Annotated in this window: 12 protein-coding genes; 4 read left to right on the top strand and 8 right to left on the bottom strand. The window is 43.0% G+C overall.

Features of this window, described 5'->3' with window-relative positions; all coding sequences use genetic code 11:
* The first annotated feature begins 4 nt into the window (after window positions 1-4).
* Window positions 5-973: a glycyl-radical enzyme activating protein gene (locus B9N78_RS13660; RefSeq protein ID WP_245805556.1), complete on the top strand. Its 969-nt coding sequence runs from the start codon at window positions 5-7 to the stop codon at window positions 971-973.
* A gap of 95 nt (window positions 974-1,068) precedes the next feature.
* Here the strand turns inward: B9N78_RS13660 and B9N78_RS13655 are convergent, their stop codons facing one another.
* The 3 genes from B9N78_RS13655 to B9N78_RS13645 all read right to left on the bottom strand — a co-directional run bounded on the left by B9N78_RS13655 (window position 1,069) and on the right by B9N78_RS13645 (window position 6,253).
* Complete coding sequence (locus B9N78_RS13655) at window positions 1,069-1,314, bottom strand: GlsB/YeaQ/YmgE family stress response membrane protein (protein WP_085103191.1); 246 nt, start codon at window positions 1,312-1,314, stop codon at window positions 1,069-1,071.
* A gap of 422 nt (window positions 1,315-1,736) precedes the next feature.
* A complete protein-coding gene (locus B9N78_RS13650) occupies window positions 1,737-2,909 on the bottom strand; it encodes an ATP-binding response regulator (RefSeq protein WP_085103189.1) in 1,173 nt (390 codons plus the stop codon).
* On the bottom strand, window positions 2,909-6,253 hold the full coding sequence (locus B9N78_RS13645) for a response regulator (RefSeq protein ID WP_085103187.1): 3,345 nt from the start codon (window positions 6,251-6,253) through the stop codon (window positions 2,909-2,911). Before B9N78_RS13645 ends, B9N78_RS13650 begins: the two co-directional genes overlap by 1 nt.
* Before the next feature lie 285 nt (window positions 6,254-6,538).
* Here B9N78_RS13645 and B9N78_RS13640 point away from each other — a divergent pair, with 285 nt between their 5' ends.
* The 3 genes from B9N78_RS13640 (at window position 6,539) to B9N78_RS13630 (ending at window position 10,741) form a co-directional block, all read left to right on the top strand.
* Window positions 6,539-7,582 (top strand): response regulator, encoded by a 1,044-nt coding sequence (locus B9N78_RS13640; protein WP_085103185.1) that lies wholly within the window; start codon window positions 6,539-6,541, stop codon window positions 7,580-7,582.
* Window positions 7,583-7,960: 378 nt separating this feature from the next.
* Window positions 7,961-9,514 carry an alkaline phosphatase gene (locus tag B9N78_RS13635; protein ID WP_085103183.1) on the top strand — a complete coding sequence of 518 codons (1,554 nt, stop codon included), beginning with the start codon at window positions 7,961-7,963 and terminating at the stop codon, window positions 9,512-9,514.
* Window positions 9,515-9,598: 84 nt separating this feature from the next.
* The gene (locus B9N78_RS13630; protein WP_085103181.1) at window positions 9,599-10,741 is read left to right on the top strand and encodes a YibE/F family protein; all 1,143 of its coding nucleotides are present in this window, start codon (window positions 9,599-9,601) and stop codon (window positions 10,739-10,741) included.
* 51 nt (window positions 10,742-10,792) lie between these two features.
* Here B9N78_RS13630 and B9N78_RS13625 read toward each other — a convergent pair whose 3' ends face one another.
* The 5 genes from B9N78_RS13625 to B9N78_RS13605 all read right to left on the bottom strand — a co-directional run bounded on the left by B9N78_RS13625 (window position 10,793) and on the right by B9N78_RS13605 (window position 15,990).
* Window positions 10,793-11,626 (bottom strand): glycerophosphodiester phosphodiesterase, encoded by an 834-nt coding sequence (locus B9N78_RS13625; RefSeq protein ID WP_085103179.1) that lies wholly within the window; start codon window positions 11,624-11,626, stop codon window positions 10,793-10,795.
* A gap of 42 nt (window positions 11,627-11,668) precedes the next feature.
* On the bottom strand, window positions 11,669-12,442 hold the full coding sequence (locus B9N78_RS13620) for an amino acid ABC transporter ATP-binding protein (protein ID WP_085103177.1): 774 nt from the start codon (window positions 12,440-12,442) through the stop codon (window positions 11,669-11,671).
* An 11-nt stretch (window positions 12,443-12,453) separates the two neighbouring features.
* Window positions 12,454-13,539, bottom strand: a complete 1,086-nt coding sequence (locus B9N78_RS13615) for an amino acid ABC transporter permease (RefSeq protein WP_085103175.1) — start codon at window positions 13,537-13,539, stop codon at window positions 12,454-12,456.
* Between the two features lie 2 nt (window positions 13,540-13,541).
* The gene (locus B9N78_RS13610) at window positions 13,542-14,918 is read right to left on the bottom strand and encodes an amino acid ABC transporter permease (protein ID WP_212637024.1); all 1,377 of its coding nucleotides are present in this window, start codon (window positions 14,916-14,918) and stop codon (window positions 13,542-13,544) included.
* A 61-nt stretch (window positions 14,919-14,979) separates the two neighbouring features.
* Window positions 14,980-15,990: an amino acid ABC transporter substrate-binding protein gene (locus tag B9N78_RS13605; protein WP_085103173.1), complete on the bottom strand. Its 1,011-nt coding sequence runs from the start codon at window positions 15,988-15,990 to the stop codon at window positions 14,980-14,982.
* Between the last annotated feature and the right edge of the window lie 256 nt (window positions 15,991-16,246).

Genomic DNA, 16,246 nt, shown 5'->3' with positions numbered 1-16,246 from the left:
GACTATGATGAGATGGAAGGAACGGCAGCATAAATTCAGTTTAAAGGATAAAGACAAAGGACCGCTCACGGGACTGGTCTTTGATATACAGCGTTTTGCTGTCCATGACGGCGGAGGCATTCGCACTCTGGTCTTTTTGAAAGGATGCCCCTTGAAATGCAAATGGTGCCAAAATCCTGAATCCATGAGCAGTAAGCCGGAAATTATGCGCATACCTCACCACTGCATAAGCTGCGTAAAATGTGCAACGCTTTGCCCTGAGCAGGCTATTAGCATTAAAGAAAATTTCAAAGTTGAAATTGACCGCGATAGATGCACTTATTGCGGCGAATGTGTTGAAAAATGTTATGCAGGATCAATGACAATTGTGGGCCGCTACATGACCGTTGACGAAGTGATGGAAGAAGTTGAACGCGATCGCCCTTTTTATAATACATCCAAAGGCGGCGTGACATTTTCCGGCGGAGAACCCACATTGCAATCTGATTTTTTGATCAAAGCATTGCAGGAAGCCAAAAAAAGATCCCTGCATACAGCAATTGAATCCTGTTGCCTGTGCCCGCAAGAAACCTTTGCGGAAGTTATGAAATATACAGATCTGGTACTGACCGACATCAAACATATTGATTCAGCTAAACATAAAGAGCTCACCGGAGCACCAAATGAGCAGATTTTAAGCAACATCAAAATGGCCGCAGAAATGGGCAAAAAACTGCGCATAAGAATTCCGCTCATTCCGGGCTGTAATGATTCAGCAGAAAACATTGAAGCGGTAGCTAAATTTGTCGGTGCACTTGGAGATGCTGTGGAAGGTCTCGACATCCTCCCTTACCACCGTCTTGGCGAACCCAAATGGGAACAACTGGACCGCGAATATGTCCTCCACGGAGTAATGCCTCCGGACCGCGATCATGTTTATGCTTTAAGAGATCTTGTACTTCCGCACTGTCCGAATGTTTCAGTCGGTGGTTAAGCTGAACCATAAATTTATTGCATACAAAAACATCTTTCATGTTTAACAACATGAAAGATGTTTTTGTATCAACACTGAAATATTTATTTGATTTGTCAGAGCCTTTTAACAAGACGCAAAAGAAAGATCAAAATAACCGCTCCGGCCGTAGAAATAATTATCAACCCTAGAAATCCGTTCGCACCGATACCGATAGATCCAAAAAGGAATCCACCAAGCACCGCGCCAAGAATACCTACGACAATATCTCCGATGACACCGTAGCCGCCGCCTTTCATAAGCATTCCGGCCAGCCATCCGGCAACCAGCCCCACCAGAACAAACCAGATTAATCCATGCATTGTACACCTCTATGAGTTTTGCTTTTTTAACTACTTTGAACATAACACGCTTTTTGGAGATCAAGCAAAGCAAATAGAGATTCTGAAACTTAACATAGTATTATTTACAATAAGTATATTAAATAGTTATTCTTAAAGATTGGTTCAACCAAAAATAGAATAGACATCTATTTTGATCAACTAAGAACTAATTCAAACACCATGAGCAACATAAGTCCCGCCAGCTTCACTCATACTGTTTTTAAACAAACATTTCCAGACCCTAAAGGGAGTCAGCGAAAAGGATTGATATCTCAATATTGCCAGTATTTTTAGTAACTATTTTCTTCTTAGCTATCTCTCCCCGATAATCTTTGCCCCACAAAACAAGCACAGCAAAGAACAAACCAGATTAATCCGTCCATTTTGCATCTAGCCTGATATTAGCTTACTGCCGCACATGGGATGGTAAAATAGACTGTTGTGCCGACGCCTTCGCGACTATCAAGCCAAATATGTCCGTCCATCAATTCAACTAGACGCTTTGAAATGGAAAGCCCCAATCCTGCACCGCTGTAAGTCTTCGTCAGAAAATCTTCGCCTATAGCAAAAGCTTCGAAAATATCAGCCTGTTTTTCAGCGGCTATACCTATTCCGCTGTCTTTGACAGCAAAACAGAGAATTAAAGAAGAATTTTGGCTGGCCCCCTCATTATTTTCTCCCCATAATTTAACTGAAACATCTATAAATCCGCTTTTGGTATAGCGGAATGAATTATTAAGCAGATTCATTAAGATTTGACGGACGTGACTAATGTCACCGCATAAATAAGTTGGAATATTTGCTTCGAATGAACAGGTAAGCTTGAGTTCTTTTTCATTTGCCTGCTCTCGATAAAACTGAATAACTTGATCAATACTCTCTCTAGTTTTGAAACTGCAAGGGCAGCAAGCTACTTTACCGGCTTCAACACGGGACAGTTCCAATAGATCATTAACCATTGTCAGCATCCTGGAACAGGAAGCCAGTGCGTCCTCCAGAAAACATTTCTGCAATTCAGTTGGATTGCTTTCCGAAAGGAGCTGAGTCATTCCGATAATGCCGTTAAGCGGAGTCCTTAGTTCATGGCTCATATTAGCTAGAAATATGCTTTTAGCTTTATTAGCCATATCAGCCGCTTCCTTGGCCTTTTCAAGTTCGAAAGTCCGTTCGCGGACAAGGTTTTGAAGCAACACCGTCTGGCTGTACAATGAAAGATGAGTCTTTACTCTTGCCAAAACAATAGCAGGATTAAATGGTTTTATTATGTAGTCCACAGCCCCGAGGTTTAATCCCATTTCTTCATTTTCAATTTCGCTTATTGCTGTCACAAAAATTATTGGAATATCTCGAGTGCCCTTATTTTGTTTCATCGTTTTACAAACCTGGTATCCGTCGATTCCCGGCATCATGATATCAAGCAAAACAAGGGAAGGAGGGTCATTAGATAATACCATTCGCAGAGCATCGGCCCCGTTTGTTGCGACGCTGACTCTATAGTTCGGGCGCAATAATCCACTTAATATTTCCAAATTATCTACGGTGTCATCAACTACAAGAATTCTAGGCTTATCCATTATTCACTCTCCTGCTCATATTTTGCAATAAAGCCCTCAACAATTGTTTGGCTATAGGTGAAATCGAATTTACCAAGACTTTCACCAAGTTCTTTTGAAAAATTTGGTGCGGCTCCGGTCAATTGAGGCTTAATAGAGTTGTAAACATCCTGAGACTCAATATCATGCTTTTTTAATAACTCTGCCATATCCCTAAGTTTAGGCAACAGCTTCCGAGCATCACTTAGTGCGATAATATCATTTTCCTCATCACGTAACCGGATATATTTATTATCTCCGGCTTGAGGAAATACTTTAAAAATTTCTTTAATAACCAAATTTTTTTCTGCTTCAAGATCATCTAATAGTGATTGTTCAATATCCGCTCCGTTACTAAGCGAGTTTTCGATTTCCTGAAAAAGATATTGCAAACTTTCAGCACTAATATTGCCGGAAGTACCTCTCATAGAATGGGCGAGAAGCTGTGCATCTTTATTCTCTCCTTTAGATATGTGAGAGATTAATTTTGCGTAAAGGTCATCACACTCATGCACAAAACTGATGAGGAGTTTTTTAAAAAGTTCTGTATTTCCGCGAAGCCTGCTGATTGCCTTTTTAACATTTATTTCAGATAATTGATTGAATATAGAAGGGACTTCATAAAGGAAGTTTTGCGCCCCTTCCTGTCCAGACTTAAGTTCAGGGTTTTCCGGCAACCATTTGGAAAGGGTTGCAATAAGTATATCAGGATCAATAGGCTTGGTAATATGATCATTCATTCCTGCAAGCAGACTTTTTTCCCTGTCCCCGACAAGAGCATGTGCAGTCATGGCTATAACCGGAAGAGATTGCAGGTTTTCATCTTCCCGAATAATTTTAACAGCTTGCAATCCATCCATCACGGGCATCTGAATATCCATAAGCACGGCACTGTAAGCATTAGTCTTAATCATTTCGAGAGCCTCTTTCCCATTGTTAGCGATTGAAACTGTCACTCCTGCATCTTCAAGTATTTCACGCGCAACCTGCTGGTTAATATCATTATCCTCCGCCAGCAAAACATGAGTTCCATTAATATTAAAAGAAGGGACTGCTTTACCTTCTGTGGAAACAACTTTATTCAATCGATAATCATTATATGAAAAGACTTCCATAATAGTATCAAACATAATCGACCTATCGAAAGGTTTGAGCATGAACCCGTCAAGATCCACTTTTTCGGCTCTGTAACGAACTTCTTCATTCCCGTATGCTGTCAACATGATAACTTTAGGAACATTAACCAAGTTTTCAGAATACTTAATTTTTTCAGCTAACTCGATACCGTCGATATCAGGCATTCGCCAATCTGTGATAACCAGCTTAAAACAGTCTGACTCGTCATAACGATGCAGCAACTCTAAAGCCTGCTCCCCGCTCTCAGCCGCGTCCACTCTAAAAGTGAACGACTGTAACACCTTATCCAGAACCATTCGGAACATGCGGCTGTCGTCCACCACCAAAACACGCATGCCTCTGATTTCTTCAGGGTAAAGATAGAGTTCCCTTTTACCCGGTTCCTGTAATTGAAACGGAATAGTAAAAATAAATTCACTTCCTTTTCCTGCCTCACTTTTCAGCTCCATGGTTCCGCCCATCAGCGTAACTAACTTTTTGCTGATGACTAAACCGAGCCCAGTGCCGCCGAACCGTCTTGAAATGGAACCGTCAGCCTGACTGAAAGGCTGAAACAAAGCTGCAGCCTGCTTCGGAGAAATACCAATACCGGAATCCTTAACTGAGAACCTTATTACCGCTATTTTATCTGTATCTTCGATAAGTTCAGCTGAGATGACAATCTCGCCTGATCCAGTAAATTTTATGGAATTCCCTGTCAGATTCATTAACACCTGTCCAAGACGCAATCTATCCCCTACAAGCATATTGGGGACTGTGCTTCTTACCATAAGTATAAGTTCGAGCCCTTTCTGCCCTGCTTGAAGGCCAAGTATGTTAAGTATATCATTAAACACATCATCCAAAAGAAACTCAGTTTTTTCAAGTTCAAGCCTGCCTGCCTCTATTTTAGAGAAATCCAATATGTCATTTATTATACCGAGCAAAGACTTTGCAGAAATATCAACCTTCGTCAGATAATCATGCTGCTTTGGGGTCATTTCCGTCTTAAGGGCCAGATGTGTCAGACCGATAATTGCATTCATAGGAGTTCTGATTTCATGACTCATTCGCGCCAGAAAATCACTTTTAGCCCGATTGGCATCTTCTGCCGCCTGCTTAGCCGCTTCTAATTTTTTCTGCCCGCTAGCCCGCGCTTTAATAAAATTTGCTCTTGTCAGAGTTCCGAAAAGTATAATCAAAAAAATACATAAAAACACAAGTAGATAGCGTGATGAAGTGTCCAAAAGAATCGCGTCGAATGTTGACGCAGGAATCAGGCAAACTATTTTCCAGTTACGTCCATTCCAACTGACTTCCGCAATTTTGCTTTCAGGCGCAACAATGATGGTGTCGAACGTATAAAGACCGTCTCCAGTGGTGAACTGCCCATTTAAAGATGAGTATATTTGCTTCCATGCTTCAGGTTTGAGATGTTTTAAATTAATACCTTTACGATCCTGATACATGAAAGCCCACTCCTGAGATTTGTCCGGAGAGAACAACCAGTAACTTTCATTATTTAAGAGCATTGGGGATATCATAGGATTTTTAAATTTTTCGGAATTCATAGCTAGACCGTCAAGTAATTTCTGTCCTAGATAGTTAAGCACAGCGAAACCAATTTTTTGCCCGTCATCATCGTAAATAGGCATAGTGACCCGGATCATGGGTTTTAAAGGCTGCTCTATCTCTCCGTTTTCAACATTCAGATCAAACGGAGAAACATAAATTTCGCCGCGCTTTAACTCTAACGAGTTCCTGAAATAATAACGGTTGTTTTTATTTTGAAGTTTATCCGGTGCAACGGCTGCCGGGTATCCATCGTTATAATTTACACGAATCAGTTCCATGCCATCGAGTCCAAGAATTCTAACCTGATCATAAACCTTGCGAATATTACACAGCGAAATATATTCTAATTCCAAATCGGAACGTTTAACAGGATTACGACTTTTTAAAAACCGCTGCACATCAATATAACTGCAAGCTAACTCGATATCGTTAAACATATTTTTGAGATCCAGACTCATCTTCTGTGCTAACAGGCGATTATACATCTTCGCATTGACCTTAACTATTTTTTCGTACGAATCAGACTCGGAACGGAACATATGGTAGCAGCCCACCCCGGTCAGAACCACAAGGATAATGGTCGGAATCAGAAAAGTTCGAGTGAAGATCAATGACAAACTATACTTATTTTTCATATTAAAGCCCTTAAAAGATATTGAGCAGACATAGATATAGTATTATACTATATATCATAAAGACAAATTTATTTAAACTAAAATTATATACTCACTAGCAACTCTTACCGGGAAAATACAATTTTTGATCCATTTTTTTGCTGTATTAAGTGATTTTAAATCAAAATACTGCTACGTTATAACAACTTGGTACAATAAATACTTAGTTATCCCATGATAATACATAAAATTCATGTATATATTCATCCTTCTCTTTTAAATTGAACCAATAAGGAAATTTAAAAAATGACTGAGTACATACCTCAGACAGTTCTAGTGGTAGACGACATTGCCAGTAACATCGAGACGCTCGTTACAATCCTCAAAAATGACTACAGAGTAAAAGTGGCCATAAATGGTAAAAAAGCTTTGGAGGTAGTTAACTCTTCCGAACCTCCGGATATTATCCTGCTCGACGTTATGATGCCGGAGATGGACGGGTATGAAGTATGCCGCAGGATTAAATCACAAATTAAAACAAAAAATATTCCTGTAATTTTTGTAACGGCGAAAAATGATGGTGGGGATGAAACTCTAGGTTTTGAACTTGGAGCAGTAGACTATATTACCAAACCTATTCATCCTCTGGTTGTTAAGGCACGGATAAAAACTCATTTAGCTTTATTGAACCACAATCTTCTTTTGGAGCGTCAGGTTGCTGAAAGAACCAAAGATTTATATTCAACCAGACTGGAAGTCATTCGTCGACTTGGAATCGCTGCAGAATTCAAAGACAATGAGACAGGTCAGCATATTCTGCGCATGAGTAAATACAGCCACACAATTGCAAAAGGTTTCGGTTTCTCAAACAGCGAAGCGGACATACTGCTTAACGCAGCACCTATGCACGATGTAGGAAAAATAGGCATACCTGACAGCATTCTCCTCAAACCGGGAAAGCTTACCTCCGATGAATGGGAAATAATGAAAACACACACTTTAATCGGCGGGAAAATAATCGGCGTCCATGACAATGCTCTTTTGCGTGCAGCCAGAACCGTTGCGTTAACCCATCATGAAAAATGGAATGGACAAGGCTACCCCGAAGGACTTTGCGGCGAGAACATTCCTATTGAAGGTCGCATTGTCGCTGTTGCAGATGTATTTGATGCATTAACTTCTAACCGTCCTTACAAAGAGGCATGGCCTGTAGAACAGGCTTTTGATTTACTTTTAAACGAACAAGGAAAACATTTTGATCCCAAACTGATTGATATTTTCTTTGCAAATATTGGGCAGATCCTTTCAATAAAAGAGCAGCATACAGCTGAGGAAACATCCCTCACCTAAACTCATTCCCACAATAACTGTATTTGCTTTCCGTCAATTGAGTACCATATCCTTTTTTGATCCCATTAACATTTTAATACAAATTTGTATTAAATAGATTAATCGTCCTCAGCCTAAATTGCTTTTTTATATTGAGGTGATAACAAATTTATAATATGAGTAACTGCAATCTGTTTCACAAGTTTGTTAAATATTCGAGTCAGAATAAATAACAAATGAAGCATGATTATGAATGCGTTAATGAAACGTTTTTTCACAAAGCTTAATTAAACAGATTAAGCTAAACAGCTCATGTTGAATATCTCTACCGCAGGGTGGGATATGCCCGGGGAATGGTCCCCGACGCGAGGCAACTTTAAATTTGTAAGGAATGAGAACATGCTTAGAAAAACTATTCGTATTTCAATTATAACCGTCTGTATTACCATGCTGGCGGTAGCAGCATTTGCCGCAGCACCGAAGTATGTATTTTACTTTATCGGTGACGGCCTCGGGCCCACACAGCGTATGGCTGCAGAATATTACTACAAAATGGAAACTGCCAACCCTGAAGCTAAACTTGTTATGAACAGCTTCCCTTATTCTGCACTGGTCACCACATTTTCAGACAACACTCTTGTTACCGACTCTGCCGCCGGCGGAACAGCTCTTGCCTGTGGATTCAAAACAACCAACGGATACATCGGAAAACTCCCAAGCGGCGCAGACATCAAAACAATTGCTGAAGCAGCCAGAGATAAAGGCTATGCAGTCGGTATTGTAACAACAACCCGTTTGACACATGCAACGCCAGCATCATTTTCAGCGCATAACACTGACCGTGACGCAGAAAATGCAATTGCAGTCGATCAGGCTAACTCCAAATTCGATTACTTTGCAGGTGGCGGTTATCGTCACTTTGTTTCCAAGGATAACGCTCAGGGGCTAAAATCCAAACGTAAAGATAATCTGGACGTTGTAAAAATGTTTGCAGATAATGGATACAAACTCTTTGTAGGCGAGTCCGCCCGTGATGGATTCCGTGCTTATAAAGCGAAAAAAGGGGAAAAAGTTTTTGCATCCTTAGCAGCAAGCCATATTCCTTATGAAGTTGAACGCCGCAACAGCAAACTTGAAAAAGACAAAATTCCTGCACTCAGTGAACTTACTGAAAAAGGTGTAGAAGTCCTTTCCGCACAGCAGAAACCTTTCTTTATGATGATTGAAGGCGGACGTATTGACCACGCAGCACATGCCCATGACGCAAAATCAGTAATTTTGGACACACTTGCCATGGATGAAGCTGTCAAAGTTGCTTTCGATTTCTATAAAAAACATCCTAAAGAAACTTTAATCGTTACCGCAGCAGACCATGAAACAGGCGGAGTTGCACTCGGTATCTCTCTTGATCAAAACGGATACTTCCTTGATCTTAAGGAACTGGAAAATGTCACTGTTTCTGCAGAAGACAATCTCGACAAGTTTTACAATAAGCTCGCCGAAAAAGAATCAGATATTGCTAAACGCCATGAAACATTCATTAAGTACGCTGAATCAAAATGGGGTTTGACTGACCGCACTCCAAGCGAAGACAAGATTCTGAATAACGCAATGGATGTTCAGGATAAAAACCAGTCTCTGCCTGCAAAAGAAAAAGTCCGTTACGGTTATTCTTACACACCGACCATGGTTGCGGTAACAGACTTAGTCTCTCAGAGAGCTCGTATCTTCTGGACTTCCTTTGTACACACAGGAACATTTATTCCAGCTTCTGCAATTGGTTCCGGCTCCGAGAAATTCAGCGGGTTTATCGATAACACTGATATCCCTACCAAAATTGCCGCAATCATGAACGTTAAGCTTTCAGATGTTAAGAAAACCGATTCCAAGGCTCTTTTGGGTAACACCTTCGGACCTCAGGAAGAATACTCCAAGATTCCTTACAATAATTAATTATTGTTTCTATTCCAGTCTATTACACGATTAATTCCAAGGTCCCTGCACTTGCGGGGACCTTTTACTATTATGAGGGCAGTTATGAAACGGTTTGCTACTCCGGTTATTGTAACCATGATGATTATCGGCATGGTAGCTCTGCTGCAACATGAAGAGGCCGGCCGTGATACACAGCCGGATGTATACGAACTGCGAGCAGTCGCGACGAAAGTTGATGATTCATCACTTATAAATATGGGGACAGCGCGAATCGGGACTCAGCACGTCACAGCTATTCTCATGGAGGGGCCAGCTAAGGGGAAAGAAGTTGTCGGGGTAAATCAACTGGTAGGGCAGCCGGATATGGATGAGATTTACAGCCCCGGGGATACCCTGCTGATGGCCGTGCGCATTCATAACGGCATTCCAGCAGATTCGCGAACAGTAAACCAGTACCGGCAGGACTGGGAACTTGTACTGTTTATACTTTTCGTCCTGATTCTTCTGATTTACGCCCGCACAATCGGTCTGAAGGCATTATTCAGTTTTGTAGCCAGCTTTTATATTCTCTGGCAATTCTTTATTCCTGGATTACTTGCCGGAAACAACCCAATCTGGCTTACGGTAATCACTCTTACTCTATTGACGGTAATCATCATTACTTCGGTAGCCGGATTTAGTAAGGTTACGCTGATAGCAACGCTTGGAACTCTTTGCGGGTTGCTTTTAGCACTGGGTCTGACTCTCTTTTTCGGCGAAAAACTCAGACTGGAAGGAATGACTTCCCCCTTTGCGGCAATGCTTATCTTTTCAGGTCACTATACGCTTGATTTACGTGATATTTTCTACTCTTCAGTAATCCTCGGAGCTTCCGGAGCGGCAATGGATATTGCAATGGATATAACGGCATCAATGAATGAAATATTAAAAAAGCGTCCCGATATAGGGCGAAAAGAACTTATCCATTCAGGCATAAATGTCGGACGCATGGTAACAGGAACTATGACTACGACGTTGCTGCTGGCCTATTCGGGCGGATATCTTACGATGCTGATGCTGTTTGTAACCAAAGGTTCAACCTTCACAAGGATGCTTAATTTAAAGCTGGTAGCGGCAGAGATTTTCCGGACTTTGGTCGGAAGCGTAGGCTTGGTGATGGTCGCCCCGATAACAGCTCTCATAGCTGGAGTTATTTTATGCGGAGTATCGGAAAAGAAAAAAACTCATGGGCAAACAGCAGCTTAGTAATCGATCGCCGCTTCACATGAAACGGCGATTGAATTAATTATCGATTTTCTAGCGAATGGACTGCGGACAGTCTGTAACGAGTCCGGTTACGCCCCATTTGGTTAGGCGGGACACATCTTCCGGTTTGTTAACGGTATAAGGATTGATAGCAATTCCGGCTTCGCGCACTCTTTGAATCACTTCACCTGTAAGGAACTGGAGCCCTGGATGCCATGCATCCGCCTTTACCGCTTTTGCAGCTTCAACGGGATCCCCCGTGAACTCATGCGGAGTCAGTATTCCCGTGAATATCTGCGGAGCTACAATTTTACTTTCACGCATATAGTCATGGTTGAAAGAAGATATGATCACCTGTGTATCCATGCCCTTGGCGTGAACCATATCAGTAACCTTCTTCACTACAGTTTTACTAAATTCTTCAGGAACATCGTGTGAAAGATCTTTAATTTCAATATTAATCCACATTCCAAGTTCGGCAGTGATATCCAGAGCCTCGGAAAGAGTCGGCACTCTTAAATCAGGGTGCACAGTTTCAGGAAGTTCCTTCCACGGCTGTTCACTATAATGAGGCGGACAGAATCTACGCGGAAAAACGTTCGCTGAAAGCTTTTTAATTTCCTCAAGGGTGAAACGCCACGGCAAAGCAGGACGATTAGCCCTGAATAATGGATGCACGCCTGCATTGGTAGTGCGTAGCAGATTAAGATCATGCAAGATGATAAGCTCGCCGTCTTTGGTCAACTGTACATCTGTTTCCCACCCGTCAGCTCCGGCTTCATGTCCTCTGCGCAGTGCTTGAAGCGTGTTTTCCGGGGCAAGGGAACGACCGCCGCGATGAGCCCATATCAATGGTTTATCATTTATAAGTGAAAGAGGTTTCAATAAAAGTCTCCAATTTTATGACAGTCTGAAATTTGTCAGGAATTAGTGGTTAAGAATCTGCTCTAGAAACATGCGGCTTCTTTCTTCTTTCGGAGCCGCGAAAAATTCTTTGACCGGAGCGTACTCTACGATCTGTCCGCGATCCATGAAAACCATGGTGTCGGCAACTTCCCGTGCAAAACCCATTTCATGAGTTACACAAATCATAGTCATTCCCTGCTCTGCCAGTTCGCGCATTACGTCGAGAACTTCTTTGATCATTTCAGGGTCGAGCGCGGATGTAGGTTCATCAAAAAGCATAACCTCCGGCTGCATAGCAAGCGCACGGGCAATTGCCACACGCTGCTGCTGTCCGCCGGAAAGCTGGCCCGGAAACTTATTTGCCTGCTCGGCAATTCCTACACGTTTCAAATAGGTGTAAGCGATATCAATTGCATCCTTACGCGCCATGTTGCGAACATGGACCGGACCGGAAATAACGTTATCCAGAATAGTCATGTGCGGAAACAGATTGAACTGCTGGAAAACCATCCCGACCTCGCGGCGGATCTGTTCAATATGCTTCACATCGTTATTCAGGATGGTTCCGTTAACTTCAATCGTTCCTTCCTGATGTTCTTCAAGCCTGTTGATAGTACGGATCAAAGTGGATTTACCGGAACCGGAAGGTCCGCATACTACCACTCGTTCGCCTTGTCTAACCTGCAAAGATATGTCTTTAAGAACGTGAAACTGGTCGTACCATTTGTTCAGCCCGTTGATATCTATAATGACAGGCTTATCGCCCAGATGGGCTGCGGTATATATCTGAGTCATATAAATTACCTCTATTTACTTGCGGAGGGTATTTTCTTTTCAAGGTGACGGCTGTAGCAGGAAAGTCCATAGCAAAGAATCCAGTACCAGAATGCTATAAACACGTATGCTTCTTCAAGTCTGCCGAACCATTTCGGGTTGGAGGTGGTAGCAAAAGCTATCTGAAGCAGATCGACCAGCCCAACAATACCGACAAGGGATGTATCTTTTAAAATTCCGATAAAGTTATTAACCATTGGCGGAATGACTATGCGAAGTGCCTGCGGCAGTATTACTACAATAGTTTTTTTCCAGTAGCTCATACCTAAAGCATCCGCCGCTTCGTACTGTCCCTTGCCTACACCTTGCAAACCGCCGCGAATATTTTCAGCAAGATAGGCTGAAAAAAACATGGTGATACCGACCATGGCCCTAAGTACTTTATCAAGATTAATATCCGGAGGCAGAAACAACGGCAGCACTACCGAGGCCATAAACAAAATAGTGATCAACGGAACACCGCGGATCAGCTCAATGTAGGCCACACAAAACGGCTTGGCGATAGGCATATTCGAAGTACGCCCGAGTGCCAGAAGTACACTGATAGGAAAAGCGGCCAGCATGGATACAACAGAGAGCATGATGGTCAGCATTAATCCGCCCCAATAATGAGTTCCGACAACCGGAAGACCCAAAACGCCTCCGTATATCAGCATGAAAATCACGATTGGAGAAGCCAGCCAAAGCACACGAATCCATCTGGAGCCGCGAAATGAATGAACAAGACTGATACCGACCATCATAACAAACAAAACCAAAGCCACCAGCGGACGCCAGCGTTCAACATCAGGATAAACTCCAGTCATGAACACGGGCCACATATCACGGATGAATCCCCATGCCGCTCCGGAATGCTGTTTTGCAAGGACCGGATCAAGAGTCACGGATGCATTGACAACACCCCACTCCCACAACGGCCTTACTGCCGACCATATAACCCAGCAGGAAACGACAGTAAGTATGCCGTTATACCATGGAAAGAACAGATTTTTGCGAATCCAGCCCAGCACACCGATTTGAGTTATCGGAGGGAGACTGTCGGGTATATTTTGTTCCATTCCTATCTCTCCACTAAAGCGACTTTGCTATTGTAAATATTCATTCCCATTGAAATCAGCAGGGAAATGCACAGGTAAACTCCCATCCAGATTCCAACGATCTCCACGGCCTGTCCGGACTGATTAAGAATGGTCCCGCCGATACTGACAAAATCTGGATATCCGATGGCGACAGCCAGCGAACTGTTCTTGGCAATAGCCAAATATTCACTGGTAATGGGAGGAACTATGATACGCATAGCCTGCGGCAGAATGACTATGCGCATAACCTGCGTTTCTTTCATGGCCAGAGCGCGAGCCGCTTCACGCTGACCTTTGGAAACGGCCTGAATGCCGGAACGGATAATTTCCGCATTAAATGCCGAAACGTAGATTGTGAGACCGACAACAAGAGCTGTAAATTCAGGCGTTAATCCGGTTCCGCCATGGAAATTGAATCCCTTGAAAACCGGAAAGTCTAAAGTGAAAGGCTGACCTGAAATAAGCCATACCAACGCGGGCAGACCGATAAGCAGTCCAAGCGAAGGAAGAAGAATTTTACCCGGAGTACCTGTATCATTAAGGAGACGGTTTGAACGGCGGAAGATGACAACAACTCCAGCAAGAGCAAGAATAACAGCTATAGAAAAAGCCCATGCTCCGCCCTGCGGAACTAAAGCCGGCAGAAAAAGACCGCGCTTATTAAGAAATATCCAGCCGCCTAGATTGATGGATCGGCGGACATTCGGCAACTGTTGCAGGACTATAAAATACCAGAAAAAAAGTTGGAGGAGCAACGGCAGATTGCGGTTAAGTTCCACATACCAGCGGCAGAGACGACTTAGCAGCCAGTTAGGCGACAAACGACCGAGCGCAATCAGCAGCCCCAAAAAGGTCGAGGCCACGCATCCTATTACCGTAACTTTGAGAGTATTCACCAAACCGACAGCAAGAGCCAGAGTATAACTTGAGGACTCTGAGTAGTGGATAATTTCAATACTGTTTCTGAAAAAGTAAAGTGTGAGAACCGGAAGGGCCACGCTGAAAAAAAGGCAAATTGACAGCCACTTGCAATTTAATGAACCGCCGGAAATTTTCTTTTGATAACTGGAAATAAACTTCGAAATACAAAGCCCTGTTACAAGGCTGAGCAGAAACCAAAGGACCCCGCCTTGCGGCAAAGGTATTCCGGAGGATTCTCCAATGCGAAAGCCTGCTTCGTTTTTAAGAAATCCGAAACCGGAACTGATGCCTCGAGTTCCCAGATTAATAAGGGTGTTCTCGTACATGGAAACAGCAAGCCAGATGAAAGCGGCAAGCATTAAAATCTGAAAACTCCAGATTCTTACTTGCGGATTACGCCAAAATACAGCCTTTTGCGGTGCTGAGCTATGGGACATGATATAACCTTTAAAAAAACCGCGTCAGGCTCTCACCTGACGCGGATCATCATCTTTATATTTAACGGAAAGGAGGAGAATACATCAAGCCGCCGTTGGTCCAAAGAGCATTAAGGCCGCGTTCCATGCGGAGCGGAGTCTTAGAACCAAGGTTACGTTCAAAGATTTCTCCATAGTTCCCAACAGCTTTAATCACGCGGACCGGAGCTCCCTGATCAAGACCTAAATCTGTCCAAAGTGAACCTGTTTTACCGAGCATCCGCTGAATTTCTGGGTCTGTGCTGTTTGCATACATGTCTTCAACATTTGCTTGAGTAACGCCCATTTCTTCAGCAGCAATAGTCAAATTGATAGTCCAGCGAACCACATTAGCCCACTGATCGTCACCCTGACGAACAAAAGGTCCGAGAGGTTCTTTAGAAATAACTTCAGGAAGGATGATGTGTTCATCAGGATTCTTCATCAAAGAACGCTGAGCTGCCAGACCGGAAATATCAGTAGTGTGAACGTCACAGCGACCTGCGTCATAGGCTTTACGAACGTCAGCCTGCTTATCAAAAACAACAGGGGTAAAGTTCATATGATTTTTGCGAAAGTAGTCAGCTACGTTCAGTTCGGTTGTAGAACCTGTCTGCAGACAGATGGAGGCTCCGTCCAGCTCTTTAGCACTCTTGACACCGAGTGACTTACGAACCATAAGCCCCTGTCCGTCATAAAGAGTTGTAACAGTGGTATCGAGTCCGAGTTTGACATCGCGGCTCATGGTAAAGGTGGTAGTACGGATAAGCAGATCTACTTCACCGGACTGCAAAGCAGGCAGTCTTTCTTTGGAAGTAAGAGGAGTGAACTTAATTTCTTTAACGTTCACAGCTGCGGCAACGGCGCGCATAAAGTCCACATCAAAACCGATACGTTCGCCTTTGCTGTTTAAAGCGGAAAATCCGGGATTTTCAATGTGCGTTCCACATTTAAGATACCCTTCTTTCTGAACGTCCTGCAAAGTCCCCGCCTGTACAAACGAGGCCGACATGAGGATCAATAAACTGACTAAACCGATACGGGAAAATTTCATAAAACAACCTCCGCCACCCCCATTGAGACTCTGCAGCACCTCCTTGTGAGGGTGTTTCAGGCTGCATAAGAATATGCAGGCAGTACCGCAGTAACGAGTTGGTCCATTTGCCGATCACAAATATAGCTGTCAGCTTACATCATTTATAAACAGTCAGCCATATTTGCCTTTACACTGTTGCGAGAAACAGTTCAACTGGTTTAACCCAGATTGACAAAATTGAAATTACGAAAGAGTGAAGAAAGTGTTAAGAAAC

This window comes from Desulfovibrio gilichinskyi (genome assembly GCF_900177375.1).
Classification (GTDB): Bacteria; Desulfobacterota; Desulfovibrionia; order Desulfovibrionales; family Desulfovibrionaceae; genus Maridesulfovibrio; species Maridesulfovibrio gilichinskyi.
The sequence above is the reverse complement of the archived record's forward strand: the minus strand, read 5'-3'. Positions and strand labels throughout refer to the sequence as shown.

Bases quoted from the DNA above. Each gene is read 5' to 3' on its own strand.
- B9N78_RS13660 (WP_245805556.1), top strand. From the start codon at position 5: ATGATGAGATGGAAGGAACGGCAGCATAAATTCAGTTTAAAGGATAAA.
- B9N78_RS13655 (WP_085103191.1), bottom strand. From the start codon at position 1,314: ATGCATGGATTAATCTGGTTTGTTCTGGTGGGGCTGGTTGCCGGATGG.
- B9N78_RS13650 (WP_085103189.1), bottom strand. From the start codon at position 2,909: ATGGATAAGCCTAGAATTCTTGTAGTTGATGACACCGTAGATAATTTG.
- B9N78_RS13645 (WP_085103187.1), bottom strand. From the start codon at position 6,253: ATGAAAAATAAGTATAGTTTGTCATTGATCTTCACTCGAACTTTTCTG.
- B9N78_RS13640 (WP_085103185.1), top strand. From the start codon at position 6,539: ATGACTGAGTACATACCTCAGACAGTTCTAGTGGTAGACGACATTGCC.
- B9N78_RS13635 (WP_085103183.1), top strand. From the start codon at position 7,961: ATGCTTAGAAAAACTATTCGTATTTCAATTATAACCGTCTGTATTACC.
- B9N78_RS13630 (WP_085103181.1), top strand. From the start codon at position 9,599: ATGAAACGGTTTGCTACTCCGGTTATTGTAACCATGATGATTATCGGC.
- B9N78_RS13620 (WP_085103177.1), bottom strand. From the start codon at position 12,442: ATGACTCAGATATATACCGCAGCCCATCTGGGCGATAAGCCTGTCATT.
- B9N78_RS13615 (WP_085103175.1), bottom strand. From the start codon at position 13,539: ATGGAACAAAATATACCCGACAGTCTCCCTCCGATAACTCAAATCGGT.
- B9N78_RS13610 (WP_212637024.1), bottom strand. From the start codon at position 14,918: ATGTCCCATAGCTCAGCACCGCAAAAGGCTGTATTTTGGCGTAATCCG.
- B9N78_RS13605 (WP_085103173.1), bottom strand. From the start codon at position 15,990: ATGAAATTTTCCCGTATCGGTTTAGTCAGTTTATTGATCCTCATGTCG.